This window comes from Streptomyces sp. BBFR51 (assembly GCF_044591655.1).
Classification (GTDB): Bacteria; Actinomycetota; Actinomycetes; order Streptomycetales; family Streptomycetaceae; genus Streptomyces.
In genome coordinates, this window is the sequence record NZ_CP172448.1 from 1,612,787 (window position 1) to 1,631,739 (window position 18,953).

Sequence of the window (18,953 nt, forward strand, 5' to 3'; positions counted from 1 at the left end):
CCCGCCGGCACTGCCGTCACCCTAAAGCTGCGACGCTGCCGCCATGGCGCACTGCGAGCAAGTCCCGACGGCCACCTTGACGGTGGACACCGTCCTGACCCGGATGCGCGCCCTCGACTCGGCGCTGCCCGCCCGGGACGGGGTGACGGTCTTCAACCGCGTCTACCTCGCCGTCACGGAGGCCGTGGACCGGCACATCGAGGGCGGCCGGTTCGCGGACGCCGGGGCCGCGACCGCGCTGGACGTGCGGTTCGCGAAGCGCTATCTGGCCGCCGTGGACGCGGCGGAGGAAGGGCGCCGTCCACCCGCCTGCTGGCGCCCCCTGTTCCAGTTCCGCCGCCATCCCGGGGTACGGCCGCTGCAGTTCGCGCTGGCGGGCATCAACGCGCACATCGGCCACGATCTGGCGCTGGCCGTGGTGGACACCTGTCGTACGCTCGGCTGCGAACCCGTCGACCTGGAGGACGAGTTCGACCGCGTGGGTGATCTCCTCGTCTCGCTGGAGGAGCGCATCCGCGACGAGCTGATGCCGGGTCCCGATCTCCTGCGGATCGCCGATCCGCTGACCCATCTGCTCGGCTCCTGGAGCCTGGAGCGCGCCCGCGAGGCCGCCTGGGCCGCGGCCCGCGTGCTGTGGGCGCTGCGCCGGCTGCCGGACATCACCGGGGAGTTCACCGAGCGGCTGGACTCGGCGGTGGGACTGGCGGGCCGCATGCTGCTCACTCCGCTGCCGGACTGATCCGGCCGTTTCGCTCCCCGCCCGGTGTGCGCTCCCGGAACTCCCGGACGATCACTGTACGTTGAACCCATCGGCGACATCGCACTCCGACCGCGAAGGAGCACACCGGTATGACGACCCGGCTCGGACTCGGCCTCCCCCAGATGCGGCAGTACGACATCGGCAAGGACGTCCCCGACGTGGCGCGCGCGGCGGAGCGGACGGGCTACGAGAGTCTGTGGGTCTTCGAGCGCGCCCTGTTCCCCGAGCCCGCCACCCAGGGGCTGTACGGCATCGAGGGCCTGCCCTGGCCGGACTCGTACCGGAGCGTGGCGGAGCCGCTGGTCACCCTCACCCTCGCCGCCGCGGCCACCGAGCGGGCCCGGCTGGGCACGAGCGTGCTGGTCGCCCCGCTGCACGTCCCGTTCCAGCTGGCCAAGGCGCTGGCCTCGCTGGACGCGGCCAGCGGCGGCCGGGTGGTGGCGGGCCTCGGCACCGGCTGGTCCCACGACGAGTACGCGGCGGCGTCCGTGCGGCCGTTCGCCGAGCGCGGCCGGGCACTGGACGAGCTGATCGAGGTGTGCCGGGCGGTGTGGGGCCCGGATCCGGTAGTGTACGACGGCGAGGTCACGAAGATCGCGTCGTCCGTGGTCGGCCCCAAGCCGGCCCGGCCGATCCCGATCCTGCTGGCGGCGGGCAGCGGGAAGGCCCGGCGCCGCCTGGTCGACCACGCCGACGGCTGGCTGCCGACCGGCATGGGCGCCGAGGCCGTCGCCGAGCAGTGGCGGCAGTTGCGCGACCTGGCCGCCGAGCGCGGCCGTACGGAGCCGATCCGGACCGTGCTGCGGGTCAACTGCCAGTACAGCAGGGCGAACCACGCGGGTGCCGACCGCCGCCCCTTCCAGGGCGGTGTCGACCAGATCGTCGAGGACCTGGCCGCGCACGCCGAGATCGGCCTCGAGGAGATCCTCGTCGACCTCCAGTCCACCACGCGCGACGCGGAGGAGCTGAAGGACGTGGCGGGCGAGGTGTACGAGAAGGCGCGGGCGGCCGGGGTGTAGCGAACGGCTCTGGGACGGGTCCTAGTCCTCGGGGAGTTCCACCGGCGCGATCTCGTCGTAGACGTCGCCCGGGCCCGGGTTGGTCGCGTCGGTCTCGCCGCCGAAGTGGTGCATGACCCCCCAGACCGCGTTCAGCGCGGTCTGGACGGCGCCCTCGGCCCAGCCGGCCGTCCAGGAGATGTCGTCGCCGGCGAGGAAGATGCCCCGCTTGTCCTCGGGCAGTTCCTCCTGCACGAAGTGCGTGAACAGGCGCCGCTGGTAGCGGTAGTGGCCGGGCAGGTTGGCCTTGAACGCGCCCATGAAGTAGGGCTCGTTCTCCCAGGAGACCGTCACCGGGTTGCCGATGATGTGCTTCCTGATGTCGACCTTCGGGTAGATCTCGCCGAGCGACTTCAGCATGACCTCCATCCGCTCGTTCGCGGACAGCGGCAGCCACTTCAGGCTGTCGTCGCACCAGGTGTAGGAGAGACAGATGACGGCGGGCCGGTCAAGGCCGTCGTCCAGGAGGTAAGTACCGCGGGTCATGCGGTCGGTGAGCGTCATCGACATGACGTCCCGGCCCGTGGGGTTTCCCCCGTCGTCGGCGGCCTTGTCCAGCCAGAAGGGCCGGTCGACCGGCACGAAGAGCTTGGAGCTCTCCATGTAGTGGGTCCGCTCGATCGCGGTCCAGTGGTCGATGGGGAAGAGCGAGTCGTCGCAAGCGATCTTGGAGAGCAGCATCCAGGACTGCGCGGTGAAGATCGCCGCCCGGTAGGTGCGGATGTCGCCGTCGGCGTCCGTGACGGTGATGCGGTTGCCGGCGGTGCGGTTGAGCCGGGTCACGGCCGGGCGCGGCTCGCCGTCCACGTGCAGGGACTTCAGCGAGGTGCCGTGGGGCCAGTGGACGATCTTCTCGGGCTCGCGCTCCCAGAGCCGGAGCGGCAGTTGCTGGGAGCCGCCGACGATGCCGCGGTGGTGGTCGTCGGCCTCGGTGTAGACGACGCGGAGGATCTCCAGGATGGAGTTCGGGAAGTCGGTGTCCCAGCCGCCGGTGCCGAAGCCGACCTGGCCGAAGATCTCGCGGTGCCGGAAGGACCTGAAGGCCTCCGAGTCGCACAGGAAGCCGTAGAAGGTCTGGTTGTCGAACTTCTCGACGAGCTTCGCCCAGATCTCGCGGATGCGCGGGACGTCGCGCTCGCGCAGCGCGCGGTTCATGTCGGAGAAGTCGGCGCCCTCCTCGAGGCACTTCGCCCAGGCGTCGGCCACGTCCCGGTAGACCTGCGGAAGGTCGGCGAGCGTCTCGGCGTAGTGCGACTCGCCCTTGAGGTCGACGACGGTCGACGGTGTCGCCTCGGCGAGGGGGTTGGGGAAGGCCCGCGTCTCGAGGCCCACCAGGTCGATGTAGTGCTGGAGGGCGGTGGAGGAGGGCGGGAAGCGCATCGCGCCCATTTCGGCGGTCAGCGAGGGGTCGCAGCCGTCGAAGCCCACGGTCCGCAGGCGTCCGCCGATCCGGTCGGCTTCGTAGACGACGGGCTTGAGGCCCATCTTCATCAGCTCGTGGGCGGCCACGATGCCGGACAGGCCGCCGCCGATGACCGCGACCTCGGCGCCGTGTTCGGTGGCGGGTATCTGGCCGAGTCCCGCCGGGTGGGCGAGGAAGTCGTCGTACGCGTACGGGAAGTCCGGCCCGAACATGGTGATCGGCGGCTGCTGCTCGTCTGCGTGCTCGATCGCGTTGGGCACGGTGGACGTCATGGGGTACGGACTCCTTGCGAGGCGGAACTGGGGGGAGGGTGTGCGGCTCAGACGAGGGAGCCGTAGAGGCCGGGGAGGCGGTCCTTCAGATACGGGTTCGCCTCGCGCGAGGCGGCCAGGAACGCCGGGTCGACGTCGCCGAGGACCAGCTCCTCCGCGCGCCCGGCCCTGGCGCGGGCGGTCCCGTCGGGGCCCGCGAGGACGGACAGGCCCACGAACTCGAACTCGCCCTCGCGGCCGACGCGGTTGACGTACGCCACGTACAGCTGGTTCTCGAAGGCCCGCACCGGCACGACGGACTCGGCGACGAACTGGAACGGGTGCAGCTGTGCGGTCGGGACGAGCAGCAGGTCGGTGCCGGCCAGGGCGTGGGCGCGGACGTTCTCCGGGAACTCCACGTCGTAGCAGATCATCAGGCCGACGGTGACTCCGTCGAGCCGCGCCTGCACGACCGGCTGCTCGCCGGGGGTGAAGTGGTCGCGCTCGAAGCAGCCGTAGAGGTGGGTCTTGCGGTAGCCGGCCAGGCGGCTGCCGTCGGCGGAGATCAGCTGGACGGAGTTGAAGACGCGCTCGCCGTCCCGCTCCGGGTAGCCGTAGGCGATCGCGAGGCCGTGCCGCCCGGCGATCTCCGCGACGGCGTCGGCCGAGTCGCCGTCGGCGGGCTCGGCGAGGACGCCGATGTCGTCGCCGATCGCGTATCCGGTCAGGAACAGCTCGGAGGTGACGAGCAGCCCGGCACCCGCGGCGGCGGCGCGGCCCGCGGCCTCGTCGAGGACCTTCAGGTTCTCGACGGTGGAGCCGGGGCGGCCGGAGCTCTGGAGCAGGGCGGTGCGCATGCGTGTTCCTCGCCGGTGGGAGGGGGGTCGGGGGGCCAGATAGACGGTACGGTCGCCGGACACCGCCGGACAAGACGGACCCGTTGCGCGCCGGTGAGCGGATCGTTGCGTCCGTGGGGCGCCCCGCGGTGATTCGTTGTGCACCCCCGCGCGCCCTCCCGTCGTCCCTCGTCGTCCTCCGCCATCCCCGTCGTCCTCCGCCATCCCCGTCGTCCTCCGCCATCCCCGTCGTCCTCCGCCATCCCCGTCGTCCTCCGCCATCCCCGTCGTCCTCCGCCATCTCCGTCGTCCCGGTCATCCCCGGGAAGCAGACCGGGGCCCTGCTCCCCCGCCGCGCGGCGGAGGCCGCTCCCGCCCTGGGCCCGATGTGGTGCGCGCGCGGCGCCGGGACAGTGGTGACCGTTCGGTTCACCGGCTTCCGCCCGCGGAGAGGACCACCATGAAACGCCGTACCACGACCGCCGCACTGTGCGCCGCCCTGCTGATCACCGCCATGACCACCGGCGCCGCGGTCGCCTCGGGACCCCACGAGGGGCTGAACGAGGGCCCGCCCCCGCGGGAGGCCGCCGCGCTGACCGGCAGCGCCAAGCTGTACCGGTCGGCGGGGGACGACATCACCTTCACCTTCGACGCCCACCTGGCTGCCGAGCACAACGAAGATCCCCTCGAGGCCACCGGGACCTTCGAGTTCAGCCACTACCTGAACGGCGAGGGCGCCCGGGCCGAGGCCGAGGTCGACTGCCTCCTGACCGGCGGTGACGTGGCCGTCGTCTCGGGCGTCATCACCGACTCCGACCTCCCCGGCGCCGAGGGCAAGCGCGTCGGCATCACGGTGCACGACCTGGGCCGCCACGACCGCCTCGGCTACAGCTGGGCCGCGACGGGCAGCCCCGCGGAGGGCGGGGAGCTGCCCCGGTGCGTCGGGTCGGCGCCCTTCGAGAAGGTCAGGAAGGGGACCGGCGACTTCGACGTCGTGCCCTGGCAGCCGCGACTGTAGGACGGGCCGCTCCGGCCGGCACCAGCGCCGTCAGCAGATACGGCACCGCGGACAGGGCGAACGCGGTGCCGTGGCCCCACGCCGTGGCCGCCGCCCCGTAGGCGCCGTAGGTGGCGAGGTTGCCCAGCTCGGTGCCGAGGCCCGCGACCGAGGTGAGGGTGGCCCGCCCGGTGTCGTCGATGCGTCGCTGGAGGCGGGCGTCGGCCAGCACGGTCGCCAGCTGGAACCCGCCGAAGGCGAGCGCGACCAGGACCAGCGCGGCCGGTGTTCCGGCCAGGGCGCCCACCGCCAGGGCGAGTGCGGAACCGGTGAGCAGGGCGGCGAACCCGTTGCTGGTCAGCCGCTCGAAGGCACCGGCCAGCAGGCTCCCGGCCGTGGCGCCGGCCCAGATCACCAGCAGCAGCCAGGGCACGGTCTCCGCCGCCACCCCGGTGTCCAGCGCCAGCAGCGGCGCGTACTCGTCGAGCGTGCCCCACACCGCGGTCACCGCCGGCACGAGGAGCAGCGCGCCGCGCACGGACCGGTCGGTGCGGGCCTCGGCGAGTCCGGCACGCAGGGTCGCGGACCAGCGCTCGCCGCCCCCGGACGGTGCGCGGTGCTCGGGGAACCGGGCCGCGACCGCCGCCCCGGCCAGGCAGGCCAGCACGCTCGCCGCGCCCACGGCGTCGTAGCCGCCCCAGGCGAACACCGGACCGGCCAGGCCCATCGCGGTCATCGTCGCGGCGATGCCGACGGCCCGCGCCCGGCCCATGACGCCGGCGTAGCGGTCGGCCGCTCCGGCCCGGTCCAGTTCGTCGTAGACCAGCGCCTCCAGCGCGCCCGAGCCGAGCGCTCCGCCGGCGCCCCACAGCACGAACCCGAGGGCGAAGGCGCCGTAGGAGGGCACGAGCACCCACAGGGCGAAGCCGGCGGCGGTGAGCAGCGGACCGACGACCAGCAGCAGCCGCCGGGAGACCGCGTCGGCCCAGACACCGGAGGGCACCTCGAGCAGCACGGCGGTCAGCGACCACAGGGCGAAGAGCGAGGACATCTGCCAGACGGACAGACCGGTGTCGCTGAACAGCAGCGCGTACACCGGGTAGAGCAGGACGAACTCGTCGCAGAACGCGGAGGCGTACAGCGTGCGCACGAGCCGTCTGGTGCCGGCCGGGCTGTGGGCGCGCTCGGCCGAGGGTGAGAGAGTCATGAGGCCTTCCCGAGGGGGCGGATCGGACACCGGAGGTACGGCGTCCGGGGCGGCCCTCGGGGCAAGGCGCTACGGGTGGATCAATGTCGCCAGGTCATGTGGCCGATGCTAGACGGCGGCCGCCGTCCTGCCCACCGGGTTACGTGGGCGAGCCCGACGAGAAGCGCCGCAGCAACGGGGAGAGCACCAGCACGGACTTGGTCCGCTCCACGAAGGGCTCCCCGGCGATCCGTTCCAGGACCCGTTCGAAGTGCCGCATGTCGGAGGCGAAGACCTGGGCGACCGCGTCCGCGTCCCCGGTGACGGTGGACGCGGCCACGACCTCCTGGTAGCGCTCCAGGCCCCGCTGGATGGTCTCCGGCGAGGTGTTGCGGCGGCAGTGGATCTCGACGAACCCCTCGGTCTCCCAGCCGAGCGCGGCGGGGTCGACCCGCACGGTGAAGCCGGTGATGGCGCCGGTGGCGCGCAGCCGGTCGACGCGCCGTTTCACGGCGGGCGCGGAGAGGCCGACCGACTGCCCGATGTCCGCGTAGGAGCGGCGGGCGTCCTCGGCGAGGGCGTGCACGATGCGTTCGTCGAGATCGTTCAGCACTGCGGGTCGTTCACTTCACTTCTGGTGCGCCCGGACCTGGGACGTGTCCGGCGTGGCGAGTCGGGAGCGGCGGTGGCCGTACACGAAGTAGAACACGAGCCCCACCGCCATCCAGACACCGAAGACCACCCAGGTGACGGTGGACAGGCTGCCCATCATCCAGACGCAGAGGGCGAAGCCGACGGCCGGCAGGACCGGCGACAGCGGCACCCGGAAGGTGCGGCGCATGTCGGGGCGGGTCCGGCGCAGCACCACGACGGCGACGTTGACCAGGGCGAAGGCGAAGAGGGTGCCGATGCTGGTGGCGTCGGCGAGTTGCCCGAGCGGGATGGCGGCGGCCAGGACGCCGCAGAACAGGGAGACGATCAGCGTGTTGGCGCGGGGCGCGCCGGTCTTCGGGTGGACCTTGGAGAACACCTTGGGCACCAGTCCGTCGCGGGACATGGCGAACAGGACGCGGGTCTGGCCGTAGAGGACGGTCAGGACGACGCTGGCGATGGCGACGACCGCGCAGAAGGCCAGCAGGGTGCCCCAGAAGCTCTGCCCGGTGACGTCGGTCATGATCTGGGCGAGGGAGGCCTCGGAGTCGGTGAAGGTGCGCCAGGGCCTGGCACCGACGGCGACGGCCGCGACGAGGACGTACAGCACCGTGACGATGATCAGGGAGAGCATGATCGCGCGGGGCAGGTCGCGCTGGGCGTTCTTCGCCTCCTCACCGGCGGTGGAGGCGGCGTCGAAGCCGATGTACGAGAAGAAGAGCGTCGCCCCGGCCGCGCTGACGCCCGCCATGCCGAGCGGCATGAAGTGGTCGTAGTTCCCGGAGCGGAAGCCCTGCACGCCGATCGCGCAGAACAGCACCAGGGCGGCGATCTTGACGACGACCATGACGGTGTTGGCGCGGGCGGACTCGCGGGCACCGCCCAGCAGGAACGTCATGGCCAGGAGCACGACGATCAGCGCGGGGAGGTTGAAGATGCCGCCGTCGCCGGGTGGCGCCGACAGGACGGCGGGGAGGGTGACGCCGATGGTGCCGTCGAGCAGCTCGTTCAGGTACTCGCCCCAGCCGACGGCGACGGCGGCGACCGACACGCCGTACTCCAGGACCAGACACCAGCCGCAGATCCAGGCGACCAGTTCGCCCATGGTGGCGTAGGCGTACGAGTACGAGGACCCGGCGACGGGGATGGTGCCGGCCAGTTCGGCGTAGGACAGGGCCGAGAAGAGTGCGGTGAGACCGGCGATGACGAAGGAGAGCGTCACCGCGGGACCGGCCTTGGGGACGGCCTCGCCGAGGACGACGAAGATGCCGGTGCCGAGGGTGGCGCCGATGCTGATCATCGTGAGCTGCCAGAGGCCGAGGGAGCGGCGGAGGCTGCCGCCCTCGCCCTGGCCGCCCTCCGCGACCAGGCGCTCCACGGGCTTGCGGCGCATGAGGCGCGATGCCAGGCCCGGGGACGACGGGCCGGCCGATGCGTCGTGGTGCGGGGGTGCGCCTTGGTCGAGCACGCGTTGACTCCTTTGTCGCTGCCGGTCGCGCCCGCCGTGACGGGCGGACGGGCTCCTGCGGGCCTCTGGAGCGGCGGGGACCGGCGGGGCGCGCTCGTAAAGAGCGGGAACCCACCGAGCGGGGTCCCCGCCACGCCACGTACAGCGCAGAACACTACGAGCGGCGGGCTGCCCCGGTAATGCAGCAACCTTGCGCGTGCGAGCACGATCGTTGCGTTCGCCGCGGCAGCGCGGACGTTCGTTGCGCGAGGCCCGTACGGCGTTGTGCGCGGGGGTCGGCGGGCCGTGGCTCGGCCCTCGATCGGCCCTGGTCAGTGGCCGTCCGGCTCGCCCGCGACGGCGCGCGCCTCGGCGGCGTCCGCCGCGTCGAACCCGATCTCTCCGGGCCTGCCCCGGGCGGCCTCCTGCGCGTCGATCCAGCGCATGTGCGCCTCCCAGGCGGCCTGCTTGCTGGTGCCCAGCGCCGCCCCGATCTGCGACCAGGAGGCGCCGGCCTCGCGGGCCGCGCGGACGGTGAGCTGCCGCCCGTAGGCGGCCTTGCGGGCCACCACCTCGCTGAGAGCGAGCAGTTCGAGGAGCTGGGGGCGGTCCAGGGCCTCCGCGTCGCTGCCGCTCCCGGCCAGGGACTCGCGGGTGCGCAGTTCGTCGAGGCGGGCCACGGCGGTCAGCAGGGTGTGCTGCGGCTCGATGCTCTGCGGTGTCGTCATGCGTCCAGCGTCACGTCAGGGCGGCTTGACGTCAAGCCGCCCTGACGGATGCGTGCCCCGGTGGTGCGCTAGCTCCAGCTGGCGTGCAGCGGCTTGCCCTCGGCGTAGCCGGCGGCGCTCTGGATGCCGACGATCGCCTTCTCGGCGAACTCCTCCAGGGAGGCGGCACCGGCGTAGGTGCAGGAGGAGCGGACGCCCGCGATGATCGCGTCGATCAGGTCCTCGACGCCGGGCCGGGACGGGTCGAGGAACATGCGGGAGGTGGAGATGCCCTCCTCGAACAGCGCCTTGCGGGCCCGGTCGTACGCCGACTCCTCCGAGGTGCGGTTGCGCACCGCGCGCGCGGAGGCCATGCCGAAGGACTCCTTGTAGGCGCGGCCGTTGGCGTCGTGCTGGAGGTCGCCCGGGGACTCGTAGGTACCGGCGAACCAGGAGCCGACCATGACGTTGGACGCGCCGGCGGCGAGGGCCATCGCCACGTCGCGCGGGTGGCGGATGCCGCCGTCGGCCCACACGTGCTTGCCGTACTTCTTCGCCTCGGCGGCGCACTCCAGGACGGCGGAGAACTGCGGCCGGCCGACGCCGGTCATCATGCGGGTGGTGCACATCGCGCCCGGTCCGACGCCGACCTTGATGATGTCGGCGCCCGCCTCGATCAGGTCGCGCACGCCCTCGGCGGAGACGATGTTCCCGGCGACGATCGGGACCCGCGGGTCGAGGTCGCGCACCACCTTGACGGCGCCGATCATCGACTCCTGGTGGCCGTGCGCGGTGTCGATGACGAGGGTGTCCACGCCCGCGTCCAGCAACTGCTTGGCCTTGCCTGCCACGTCTCCGTTGATGCCGACGGCGGCGGCGATGCGGAGCCTGCCGTTCGCGTCGGTCGCCGGGGTGTACAGCGTGGCGCGCAGGGCGCCCTTGCGGGTGAGGATGCCGGCCAGGCGGCCGTCCTTGTCGACGGCGGGCGCGTAGCGGCGGTTGGCGCCGTCGAGGGTGTTGAAGGCCTCGCGCGGGTCCATGTCCGCGTCGATGAGGATCAGGTCCTTGGACATGACCTCTTCGAGCTGGGTGAAGCGGTCCACACCGGTCAGGTCGGTGTCGGTGACCACGCCGACCGGCCTGTTGTCCTCGTCGACGACGACCCCGGCGTTGTGCGCGCGCTTGGGCAGCAGGGACAGCGCGTCGGCGACGGTCTGGTGCGGGGCCAGCACGATCGGGGTGTCCAGGACGTGGTGGCGGCTCTTGACCCAGGAGACGACGTCGGTGACGACCTCGATCGGGATGTCCTGCGGAATGACCACGAGGCCGCCGCGCCGGGCCACGGTCTCGGCCATGCGGCGGCCCGCGATCGCGGTCATGTTGGCGACGACGAGCGGGATGGTGGTACCCGTGCCGTCCGGGGAGCCGAGGTCCACGCCCTGCCGGGAGCCCACGGCGGAGCGGCTCGGCACCATGAACACGTCGTCGTACGTCAGGTCGTACGAGGGCTGGATGTCATTCAGGAAACGCACGTGCTGCACATCCCAGTCGATCAGAGGTGGCCCCCGGACAGGTCAGCCAGGGGGAAAGAGCACGTACTTCATTCTCCCACGACCGGGCGCCCGCAACCCCCGGGCAGATCATCCAGGCTGGTCAGCGACCTCCTTGGAGGAACCTCCAGGGCCCAGCGTGACGAAGATCCCCGGACCGCGGTCCGTCGCCTCGGCGAAGACCTCCTCGGCGACGGCCCACTCCTGCGGCCGCGCCTCGGCGTACGCCCGCCACCCCTCCACGACGAGGACCAGCCCGCGGTCCGCGGCACCCTCGGGCCAGACGGAGGGGTCGGCGAGGGAGTCGGCGAGCGCGTCCCAGTTCCGGCCGAACCAGTCGGGCAGCGCCAGGGCACGGGCGCAGCGGTCCATCAGGCCCGCCTTGTCCGTGACCCCGCCGAGGTCCAGCGTGACCACGAGCCGTCCCGCGGAGTCCTCGGTCATGTCGCGCCCTTCCTCTGGTCCGTTCGTCCTGCCTGCTGCGGTGACGACCCGTCAGATACCGTCGGGGTCGGTCCGGTTGAGCGTCGACTTCGGTGCCGGGCCCGAGGTCATCAGATAGTCCGCGGCCGAGGTGTCCGTCACCAGGCTCGTGACGAGACCGGAGCGCAGCACCGCGTCGATGGCCGCCGCCTTGCGCTGCCCGCCCGCGATCGCCACGACCTCGGGGATACGGCGGAGCTGGTCGGCCTTGACCGTGATGCACCGCTCCCCCAGGTCCCGCCCGACCCGGCGCCCCTCGGAGTCGAAGAGGTGCGCCGACATCTCGGCGGCGACCCCGAGCGAGGCGTAGTGCGCGCGCTCCTCGTCGCTGAGCATGTCGTGCACCGTTGAGATGCCCGGCTCCCAGGAGCCGATGGAGACGCAGGCGACCGTGACCTTGTCGAAGTACTCGAAGGCCCGGGCGATCCCGGTCTGGTGCCGCAGCGCCTGCGCGGTGGCCGCGTCCGGCAGGAGCATCGGCGCGTAGATGGGGTGCGCGTCGCCGCCCGACACCTGGGCGGCACGGCGGACGGCCTCGACCGAGCCGCGCTCGGCGGTCCCGGCGTCGTACACGCCCGTCAGCTGCACCACCGTGCACGGCGGCAGCCGGTCCAGCGCCGCCGCCATGTGGATGGTGGAACGGCCCCAGGCCAGGCCCAGCACATCGCCCTCGTTGACCAGCTCGCCGAGCAGGTCGGCGGCCACCTCGCCCAGATTCTCCGGGTCGGGCGTCTCCTCGGCGTCGGCCGGCGACTCCACCACGACGGCGTGCCTGAGCCCGTAGCGGGCTCGCAGGGCGTCCGAGCGCTCGGCGTCCAACTCGGCCGGCACCCGGATCTCGATTCGTACAAGGTCCCGCTCGAGGGCGGTCTCGAGGACCCTGGCCACCTTGAAGCGGCTGACGCCGAACTCCTCCGCGATCTGGATCTTGGACTTGCCCTCGAGGTAGAAGCGGCGGGCCATGGCCGCCGCCTGGACCAGCTCAGCGGGTCCCATCCGCATGGCTGAACGGCCCGCCGACATACCCGACACGGCGATCTCCTCACTGCTGTTCACACTCTGGATACGCCGTTCATCCTTGCAGATTCGACGCACTTGATCAGCCCTGATGAGAGCCGTTCACGTTCTGTTCCTCAGTGGTCGCACGCCCAGGACGCCTTGGCGGTCGCCGCCTCGGCCTGCGTGCGCAATGCACGTACCGCCTCGGCCGGGTCGGACGCCCCGTACACGGCGGAACCCGCGACGAAGACGTCGGCGCCGGCGTCGGCGCACCGCTCGATCGTCGATGCCGACACCCCGCCGTCGACCTGGAGCCAGAGCTCCAGACCGTGCTTCTTGATCAACTCACGGGTCCGCCGGATCTTCGGGAGCATGATGTCCAGGAACGCCTGCCCGCCGAAGCCCGGTTCAACCGTCATGATCAGCAGCATGTCGAGTTCGGGGAGGAGATCCTCGTACGGCTCGATCGGCGTCGCGGGCTTCAGCGCCATGGACGCGCGGGCGCCCTTGGCCCGGATCTCCCGCGCCAGCCGCACCGGCGCGGCGGCCGCCTCGACGTGGAAGGTGACGGAACCGGCCCCCGCCTCCACGTACTGCGGCGCCCAGCGGTCGGGGGCGTCGATCATCAGGTGGCAGTCCAGCGGGGTGTCCGTCGCGCGGGCCAGGGACTCCACGACCGGCACGCCGAGCGTGAGGTTCGGGACGAAGTGGTTGTCCATGACGTCGACGTGGAGCCAGTCGGCTCCCCCGACCGCCTCGGCCTCGTCCGCGAGGCGGGCGAAGTCGGCGGACAGGATGCTGGGGTTGATCTGGGCGGCCATGCCCCAAGCCTCCCATGCCCTCCGGGGGTGGGGCGGGATGGGTCCCCGGGGGCGGGGGTGTTCGTCGGCCGCGGGCCGGTGGGGGCTGCTCGCGCCCCGCGGCGGAGCCGCGGAGTGTCACAGGCCCCGCGCCCCATGTGGGGCGCTCCTGTGCGGGGCGCTTTCGGCCGCTGCCGACCACCCACCGGTGAAGCGGGGCCGGACGTACTGACGCGCGGCGCCGTCACGCGGTCCGGCGGACGACGGCCAGGTACATGGCGTCCGTGCCGTGCAGGTGGGGCCAGAGCTGGACGTCGGGTCCCTCGCCCAGGTCGGGGACGCCGGGCAGCAGCGGCCGGGCGTCGAGCAGTTCGGTGCCGGGGTGCTGCTTGAGGACGTCCGTGACGACGGCCCGGGTCTCGGCGAGGTGCGGCGAGCAGGTCGCGTAGGCGACGACGCCGCCGATCCGTACGGCCTCCAGGGCGCCGCGCAGCAGTCCGCGCTGGAGCGGGGCGAAGCCTTCCAGGTCCTCGGGGCGGCGCCGCCAGCGCGCCTCGGGCCGGCGGCGCAGGGCGCCCAGACCCGTGCACGGCACGTCGACCAGGACGCGGTCGAAGCTGCCGGGCCGCCACGCCGGGCGGGTGCCGTCGGCGGCGATCACCTGGTACGGCCCCGGGTTGCCGTCCAGCGCCTTGGCCACGAGACCGGCGCGGTGCGGCTGCTTCTCGGAGGCGAGCAGGAAGGCGCCCCGCTCGGCGGCGAGGGCGCCGAGGAGCGCGGCCTTGCCGCCCGGTCCGGCGCACCCGTCCAGCCAGCGCCGGTCCGGTCCGTCCAGGGGTGCGTTGGCCAGGGCCAGGGCGACGAGCTGGCTGCCCTCGTCCTGCACACCGGCGCGGTTGTCCCGTACGGCGTCGACGGCCCCGGGTTCGCCGCCCTCGCTCAGGCGCACCGCGTACGGCGACCAGCGCCCCGGTACGGCGGCCTCCTCGCCGAGCAGTTCCTCGCGGGTGGCCCGGCCCGGCCGCGCGACGAGGGTGACCTCGGGGCGTTCGTTGTCGGCGGCCAGCAGTTCCTCGATGCCGGCCCGGCCGCCGCCCAGGGAGTCCCACAGCGCGGAGACGACCCAGCGCGGGTGCGAGTGCACCACGGCCAGGTGGTCCTCGGGATCCTCGTCGTAGGGCGGGGCGACCCGCTCCAGCCACCCGTCGAGATCGTCCCGCGCGATCTTGCGCAGCACGGCGTTGACGAACTTGGCCCGCCCGTCCCCGAGCACGACCCGCGCCAGCTCGACGGAGGCCGACACCGCGGCGTGGCTGGGGATGCGCGTCCCGAGCAGCTGGTGCGCGCCCAGACTGAGCACGTCCAGCACGGGCGGGTCCACCTCGCGCAGCGGCCGGTCGACGCAGTCCGCGATGATCGCGTCGTACGTGCCCTGCCGCCGCAGCGTCCCGTACACCAGCTCGGTCGCGAGGGCCGCGTCCCGGGCGTCGAACCCCTCGGGGCCCTCCTTCTCGCGCGCCTTGCGCAGCAGGGGCGGCAGGACGAGGTTGGCGTACGCGTCCCGCTCGTCCACGGCCCTGAGCGCCTCGAAGGCGAGGATGCGCACGGGGTCCTTCTGGGGTCTGCGGTACGGCTTGCCGGGCTTGCGGGGACGACGGGGCTGCTCGCTCACGAAAAAGGTGCTCCGGGTGTGGGAAGAGGTGCGCCGACCAGCGTACGCCCGGCCGGTGCACGGTGACGCGGAGGTCAGTCGCCCAGCTGCTCGCCCTCGGTGATCCGCGCGCCGCGCGCCCAGTCCGCGGCCCGCATCGGCTTCTTGCCCTGCGCCTGTACCCACAGCAGCTCGACGGCGTACGAGCCGGTGCCGACGTACACGTTGTTCTTCTGGGCGGCGAGCTGCCCGGGGGCGAGGTCCGTCCGGTCGGGCACGGGCACGGCGTGCACGAGCTTGAGCCGCTCGCCCCGGAAGGTGGTCCAGGCGCCGGGGGCCGGGGTGCAGCCGCGCACCACCCGGTCCACCCGCAGCGCCGGGGCGGCCCAGTCGACCCGGGCGTCCTCGACGGTGATCTTCGGGGCGAGGGTGACGCCGTCGTCCGGCTGCGGTACGGCATCGAGGCTGCCGTCCTCGATGCCGTCCATGGTGGCCGAGAGCAGGCCCGCGCCGGCGAAGGCCAGCCGGGTCAGCAGATCGCCGCTGGTGTCGGTGGGGCGGACGGTCTCGGTGACCGTCCCGTAGACGGGGCCGGAGTCCAGGCCCTCCTCGATCAGGAAGGTGGACGCGCCGGTGATCTCGTCGCCCGCCATCACCGCGTGCTGCACGGGGGCGGCACCGCGCCAGGCGGGCAGCAGGGAGAAGTGCAGGTTGACCCAGCCGCGGGCGGGCACGTCCAGGGCGACCCGGGGCAGCAGGGCCCCGTAGGCGACGACGGGGCAGCAGTCGGGCGCGATCTCGCGCAGCCGCTCCAGGAACTCGGCCTCGCGCGGCTTCGCGGGCTTGAGCACCTCGATGCCCGCCTCCTCGGCCCGCTCGGCCACGGGCGAGGCGACCAGCCGGCGCCCACGTCCGGCCGGAGCGTCGGGCCGCGTGACGACGGCGGCCACCTCGTGGCGCCCGGAGGCGATCAGGGCGTCCAGGGCGGGAACGGCGACCTCGGGGGTACCGGCGAAGACGAGCTTCATGGGTGGGACGGGCCTCTCGGGCGGGAACGTTGGCGGGCGACGCATCAGTCTACGAGCCCAGAGGTCACGGAAAGCAGCCGACGGCGCAGCACCACGACGGCAGACGCTCACCTCTCGGCCGACGGCGAACGGTGCGCGGTTGGGAGATCCCCCGAGGCCGAGGGCCGAGGGGGCGCGCGAGAAAACCCCCACGCCCCGCCCCGTGACCAAACTCCGCACCCACACGTTGGTCAAGAAAGAGTTGACACACCGGGCCGCCCGCGCGGCCCGATTCCTTTCAACGCCGGTTCGAGAGGCTTGTTCATGGCCGACCACGCAACCCACGACGCCCAGGCTCGGGCCAGCCTGCACTTGCTGGTGCGGGACATCGAGCGGGTCCGCCGGCAGGTGGACGCACTGCGCACCCTCACCGCCCAGTTGGGCAACGTCTACCGCCCGCGCCGCTCCGGCCCCTCCACGGGCTTCGTCGTCTACGGACGTGCCCCCGCCCCGACCGTCCGCCTCGCCCAGGAACTGCGGGACAGTGTCGAGACCCTGGTCACGGCCGCCGTGGACTTCGACCGTTCGCTCGGCTTCTCGTGGGACGCGGTGGGCTCCGCGCTCGGCGTCACCAAGCAGGCGGTGCACCGGCGCTACGGCGCCCGCCGCGCCGCCGCCCAGACGGCGCCCGCCGCCGAGACCCCCGAGCACACCCCGGAGCCGACGGGCACCCGCGCGGTCAACGTGGGCTCCGGCCTCCCCTCCGTGCCCACGGTCCCGGCGGCCCGTGTCATGCCGACCCAGCCGACGTCGGGCAGTCCGGCCCTGCGCGACGAGGTCCGCCCCACCGCCTTCCCCGGCCCGCGCAACGGCTGAACCGCGGCGGCCGCACCACGGCAGCCGAGCCGCGACGACACCGAGCCGCGACGACACGACGGCCCTCCGCCCACCCGGCTCCCCCCGGGAAGGCGGAGGGCCGCGGCGCGTCCGCCCTCTCACCCGATGTCGGGCGGATCGATGCGCACCCACACCGCCGCGTCGCTCCCCCGCACCGTCCGCGCCGCCCGAGCGGCCTTCAGCGCACCGGCCAGCGCCGCTCCGCGCCCCGGCGGCACCCGGATGAGCGCCCGCTCCCAGTGCTCCCCGGGCGGCGGCGCCCCCGCCCGCCGCGGCCGCCCCGCCGGCGTGACCGGCAGGGGCACCGGGCCGAGTACCTCAGCCTCCCGCGGCAGTTCGACGGCACCGAGGAAGTCGGCCACCGCCTCCGGCGGCCCCGCCACGGCCGCCATCCGCGACACCGGCGGAAAGCCCAGCTCGGCCCGTTCGGCCAGCTCCCGCACGGCGTGGCCGACGGGGTCCCAGCGCACCAGCGCCTGCACCGGCCGCAGGGTCGGCTCGGCGACCGCGACGACGGTGCCCCCGGCGCCCTGCGGGCGCACCAGGGCTGCCGCGGCCAGCCAGCGCCGCAGCGCGTCCTCGCCCGCACGCAGGTCGGGCCGCCCGAGCATCGCCCAGCCGTCGAGCAGCAGGGCCGCCGCGTAGCCGCCCTCGGCGACGGGTTCGGCCCCCGGGGTGCTCACGACCAGCGCCGGGGCCTCGGACACGGTGTCCAGCACATGCTCGCGCCCGGAGGTGCGCACCGGCACGGCGGGGAAGGCACGCCCCAGCTCCTCCGCGGTGCGCCGGGCGCCCACGACCTGCGCGCGCAGCCGGAAGGCGCCGCACTCCGGGCAGTGCCAGGAGCCCTCCTCGCGTCCGCACCAACCGCAGCGCAGCGCGGACCCGGACTCCTGCCCCTCCAGCGGACCCGAGCAGTGCCGGCACCGCGCGGGCGTACGGCACGCCGCGCACGCCATCCGCGGTACGTAGCCGCGCCGGGGCACCTGTACGAGCACCGGTCCGAGCCGCAGTCCGTCCCTGACGGCCTGCCAGGCGAGGGTCGGCAGCCGGGCGGCGCGGGCGGCCTCGTCCCGGGCCAGGTCCTGGTCCCCCACGGTCCGGACCAGCGGGGCGGCGGCCCGCACCTGCTCCCGGCCGGCGACCAGCGGCCGGGCCCAGCCGGTCTCCACCAGCTGCGCGGCCTCCACGGTGCAGCTCCAGCCGCCCAGCAGGAAGGCGCACCCGTCCTGGGCGGCACGCAGCAGCAGCACCTCGCGCGCGTGTGGCTGCGGGGCGTGCGGCTCGCTGTGGCTGTCGTCGCCGTCGTCCCACAGGGCGACCAGGCCGAGGTCCCGCACCGGCGCGAACATGGCGGCCCGGGTCCCGACGACGGCCCGTACGGCCCCTCGGCGCACCGCGAGCCACTGCGCGTACCGCTTCTCGGGTCCGGCGTCGGCGGTGAGCACCGCGTGCCGTCCCTCGCCCAGCAGGGCCGTCAGCGCGGCGTCGGCGCGGGCGACCGCCCTGCCGTCGGGCAGGACGACGAGCGCGCCCCGGCCGGAGGCCAGCGTCGCCGCCACCGCCCGCGCCAGCTCCTCGCTCCACCGCGGTCCGGGCAACGCGTTCCACACCGCGCGCGGCGCACCGCCCGAGGCGAGGGCCGCCACGAACGCGGGCCCCTGCTCGTACCGCGCCCAGGTACCCGGCTCGGGCACCGGCGGCGGGGGCAGCGGGTCCGGTGACGTCCGCTTCTCGGCGCGCGCGTTGCGCGGCGGTACGGCGAGCTGGAGTACGTCGGCGAGGCTGCCCGCGTACCGGTCGGCGACCGCCCGGGCGAGTCCCAGCAGCTCCTCGTCGAGGATCCGCTCGGGCGAGACGACCTGGGCCAGCGCGGCCAGGGGCCCGGAGTAGTCGGACTCGGCGAGCCGCTCGATCAGGAACCCGTCGACGAGTCCCCCGCCCTCGCGGCGCCCGTCCCGCACCCGGTTGCGGCCGGCCCCGAACCGCACCCGCACCCGCACGCCGGGCTGGGCGTCGGCGTCGAGATCCTCGGGCACGGCGTAGTCGAAGTACCGGTCGAGGTGGAGTACGCCCTTGTCGACCAGCACCCGGGCGACGGGCAGTTCCCTGGCGAGCGCGGCTCCGCGCCAGGTGCGCGGTTTGGCCCGCGGGGTCTTCGCCTTGCGCACGCTCTCCCGGATGAGCGCGAGCTGCTCGGGCGGCGCGTCCTGCGCGCCGCCGTCCGCCGGTCCGTTCTCGCTGCTCACG

Annotated in this window: 17 protein-coding genes; 4 read left to right on the plus strand and 13 right to left on the minus strand. The window is 73.7% G+C overall.

Annotation, left to right across the window (positions count from 1 at the left end; translation table 11 throughout):
- The first annotated feature begins 43 nt into the window (after positions 1-43).
- Complete coding sequence (locus tag ACGH7X_RS07230) at positions 44-739, plus strand: DUF5995 family protein (protein WP_399882756.1); 696 nt, start codon at positions 44-46, stop codon at positions 737-739.
- A gap of 110 nt (positions 740-849) precedes the next feature.
- Complete coding sequence (locus ACGH7X_RS07235) at positions 850-1,779, plus strand: LLM class F420-dependent oxidoreductase (protein WP_399882758.1); 930 nt, start codon at positions 850-852, stop codon at positions 1,777-1,779.
- A gap of 21 nt (positions 1,780-1,800) precedes the next feature.
- Here ACGH7X_RS07235 and ACGH7X_RS07240 read toward each other — a convergent pair whose 3' ends face one another.
- Positions 1,801-3,513 carry a flavin monoamine oxidase family protein gene (locus ACGH7X_RS07240; protein ID WP_399882760.1) on the minus strand — a complete coding sequence of 571 codons (1,713 nt, stop codon included), beginning with the start codon at positions 3,511-3,513 and terminating at the stop codon, positions 1,801-1,803.
- Between the two features lie 47 nt (positions 3,514-3,560).
- Entirely contained in the window at positions 3,561-4,349 is a 789-nt protein-coding gene (locus tag ACGH7X_RS07245) for a carbon-nitrogen hydrolase family protein (protein WP_399882762.1), read from the minus strand.
- A 439-nt stretch (positions 4,350-4,788) separates the two neighbouring features.
- Here ACGH7X_RS07245 and ACGH7X_RS07250 point away from each other — a divergent pair, with 439 nt between their 5' ends.
- Positions 4,789-5,346, plus strand: a complete 558-nt coding sequence (locus tag ACGH7X_RS07250) for a Repetin (RefSeq protein WP_399882764.1) — start codon at positions 4,789-4,791, stop codon at positions 5,344-5,346.
- Here ACGH7X_RS07250 and ACGH7X_RS07255 read toward each other — a convergent pair.
- The 10 genes from ACGH7X_RS07255 to fmt all read right to left on the minus strand — a co-directional run bounded on the left by ACGH7X_RS07255 (position 5,294) and on the right by fmt (position 15,827).
- Positions 5,294-6,532 carry an MFS transporter gene (locus ACGH7X_RS07255; protein ID WP_399882766.1) on the minus strand — a complete coding sequence of 413 codons (1,239 nt, stop codon included), beginning with the start codon at positions 6,530-6,532 and terminating at the stop codon, positions 5,294-5,296. The genes ACGH7X_RS07250 and ACGH7X_RS07255 overlap by 53 nt on opposite strands.
- A gap of 139 nt (positions 6,533-6,671) precedes the next feature.
- Entirely contained in the window at positions 6,672-7,124 is a 453-nt protein-coding gene (locus ACGH7X_RS07260) for an Lrp/AsnC family transcriptional regulator (RefSeq protein ID WP_217164272.1), read from the minus strand.
- A gap of 15 nt (positions 7,125-7,139) precedes the next feature.
- A complete protein-coding gene (locus ACGH7X_RS07265) occupies positions 7,140-8,630 on the minus strand; it encodes an amino acid permease (protein WP_399882768.1) in 1,491 nt (496 codons plus the stop codon).
- A gap of 311 nt (positions 8,631-8,941) precedes the next feature.
- Entirely contained in the window at positions 8,942-9,337 is a 396-nt protein-coding gene (locus ACGH7X_RS07270) for a hypothetical protein (protein WP_399882770.1), read from the minus strand.
- A gap of 68 nt (positions 9,338-9,405) precedes the next feature.
- Positions 9,406-10,848 carry a GuaB1 family IMP dehydrogenase-related protein gene (locus tag ACGH7X_RS07275; RefSeq protein ID WP_399882772.1) on the minus strand — a complete coding sequence of 481 codons (1,443 nt, stop codon included), beginning with the start codon at positions 10,846-10,848 and terminating at the stop codon, positions 9,406-9,408.
- Positions 10,849-10,956: 108 nt separating this feature from the next.
- The gene (locus tag ACGH7X_RS07280; RefSeq protein ID WP_399882774.1) at positions 10,957-11,310 is read right to left on the minus strand and encodes a barstar family protein; all 354 of its coding nucleotides are present in this window, start codon (positions 11,308-11,310) and stop codon (positions 10,957-10,959) included.
- Positions 11,311-11,361: 51 nt separating this feature from the next.
- On the minus strand, positions 11,362-12,405 hold the full coding sequence (locus tag ACGH7X_RS07285) for a sugar-binding transcriptional regulator (RefSeq protein WP_399882776.1): 1,044 nt from the start codon (positions 12,403-12,405) through the stop codon (positions 11,362-11,364).
- Between the two features lie 77 nt (positions 12,406-12,482).
- Positions 12,483-13,169: a ribulose-phosphate 3-epimerase gene (gene rpe / locus ACGH7X_RS07290; RefSeq protein ID WP_399882778.1), complete on the minus strand. Its 687-nt coding sequence runs from the start codon at positions 13,167-13,169 to the stop codon at positions 12,483-12,485.
- A 223-nt stretch (positions 13,170-13,392) separates the two neighbouring features.
- Positions 13,393-14,820 (minus strand): RsmB/NOP family class I SAM-dependent RNA methyltransferase, encoded by a 1,428-nt coding sequence (locus tag ACGH7X_RS07295; RefSeq protein ID WP_399882780.1) that lies wholly within the window; start codon positions 14,818-14,820, stop codon positions 13,393-13,395.
- Positions 14,821-14,894: 74 nt separating this feature from the next.
- Positions 14,895-15,827, minus strand: a complete 933-nt coding sequence (gene fmt, locus ACGH7X_RS07300; protein WP_399882782.1) for a methionyl-tRNA formyltransferase — start codon at positions 15,825-15,827, stop codon at positions 14,895-14,897.
- A gap of 303 nt (positions 15,828-16,130) precedes the next feature.
- On the opposite strand from fmt, the gene ACGH7X_RS07305 reads away from it, so the two are divergent.
- The gene (locus tag ACGH7X_RS07305) at positions 16,131-16,682 is read left to right on the plus strand and encodes a hypothetical protein (RefSeq protein WP_399882784.1); all 552 of its coding nucleotides are present in this window, start codon (positions 16,131-16,133) and stop codon (positions 16,680-16,682) included.
- A 119-nt stretch (positions 16,683-16,801) separates the two neighbouring features.
- Here ACGH7X_RS07305 and ACGH7X_RS07310 read toward each other — a convergent pair whose 3' ends face one another.
- A complete protein-coding gene (locus ACGH7X_RS07310; protein WP_399882786.1) occupies positions 16,802-18,952 on the minus strand; it encodes a primosomal protein N' in 2,151 nt (716 codons plus the stop codon).
- Position 18,953: the final 1 nt, after the last annotated feature.

What these genes read in the sequence shown, in the direction of transcription:
- ACGH7X_RS07305 (WP_399882784.1), top strand. Translation starts at nt 16,131, where the DNA reads ATGGCCGACCACGCAACCCACGACGCCCAGGCTCGGGCCAGCCTGCAC.
- ACGH7X_RS07255 (WP_399882766.1), bottom strand. Translation starts at nt 6,532, where the DNA reads ATGACTCTCTCACCCTCGGCCGAGCGCGCCCACAGCCCGGCCGGCACC.
- ACGH7X_RS07280 (WP_399882774.1), bottom strand. Translation starts at nt 11,310, where the DNA reads ATGACCGAGGACTCCGCGGGACGGCTCGTGGTCACGCTGGACCTCGGC.
- rpe (WP_399882778.1), bottom strand. Translation starts at nt 13,169, where the DNA reads ATGGCCGCCCAGATCAACCCCAGCATCCTGTCCGCCGACTTCGCCCGC.
- ACGH7X_RS07230 (WP_399882756.1), top strand. Translation starts at nt 44, where the DNA reads ATGGCGCACTGCGAGCAAGTCCCGACGGCCACCTTGACGGTGGACACC.
- ACGH7X_RS07245 (WP_399882762.1), bottom strand. Translation starts at nt 4,349, where the DNA reads ATGCGCACCGCCCTGCTCCAGAGCTCCGGCCGCCCCGGCTCCACCGTC.
- ACGH7X_RS07270 (WP_399882770.1), bottom strand. Translation starts at nt 9,337, where the DNA reads ATGACGACACCGCAGAGCATCGAGCCGCAGCACACCCTGCTGACCGCC.
- fmt (WP_399882782.1), bottom strand. Translation starts at nt 15,827, where the DNA reads ATGAAGCTCGTCTTCGCCGGTACCCCCGAGGTCGCCGTTCCCGCCCTG.
- ACGH7X_RS07250 (WP_399882764.1), top strand. Translation starts at nt 4,789, where the DNA reads ATGAAACGCCGTACCACGACCGCCGCACTGTGCGCCGCCCTGCTGATC.
- ACGH7X_RS07235 (WP_399882758.1), top strand. Translation starts at nt 850, where the DNA reads ATGACGACCCGGCTCGGACTCGGCCTCCCCCAGATGCGGCAGTACGAC.
- ACGH7X_RS07240 (WP_399882760.1), bottom strand. Translation starts at nt 3,513, where the DNA reads ATGACGTCCACCGTGCCCAACGCGATCGAGCACGCAGACGAGCAGCAG.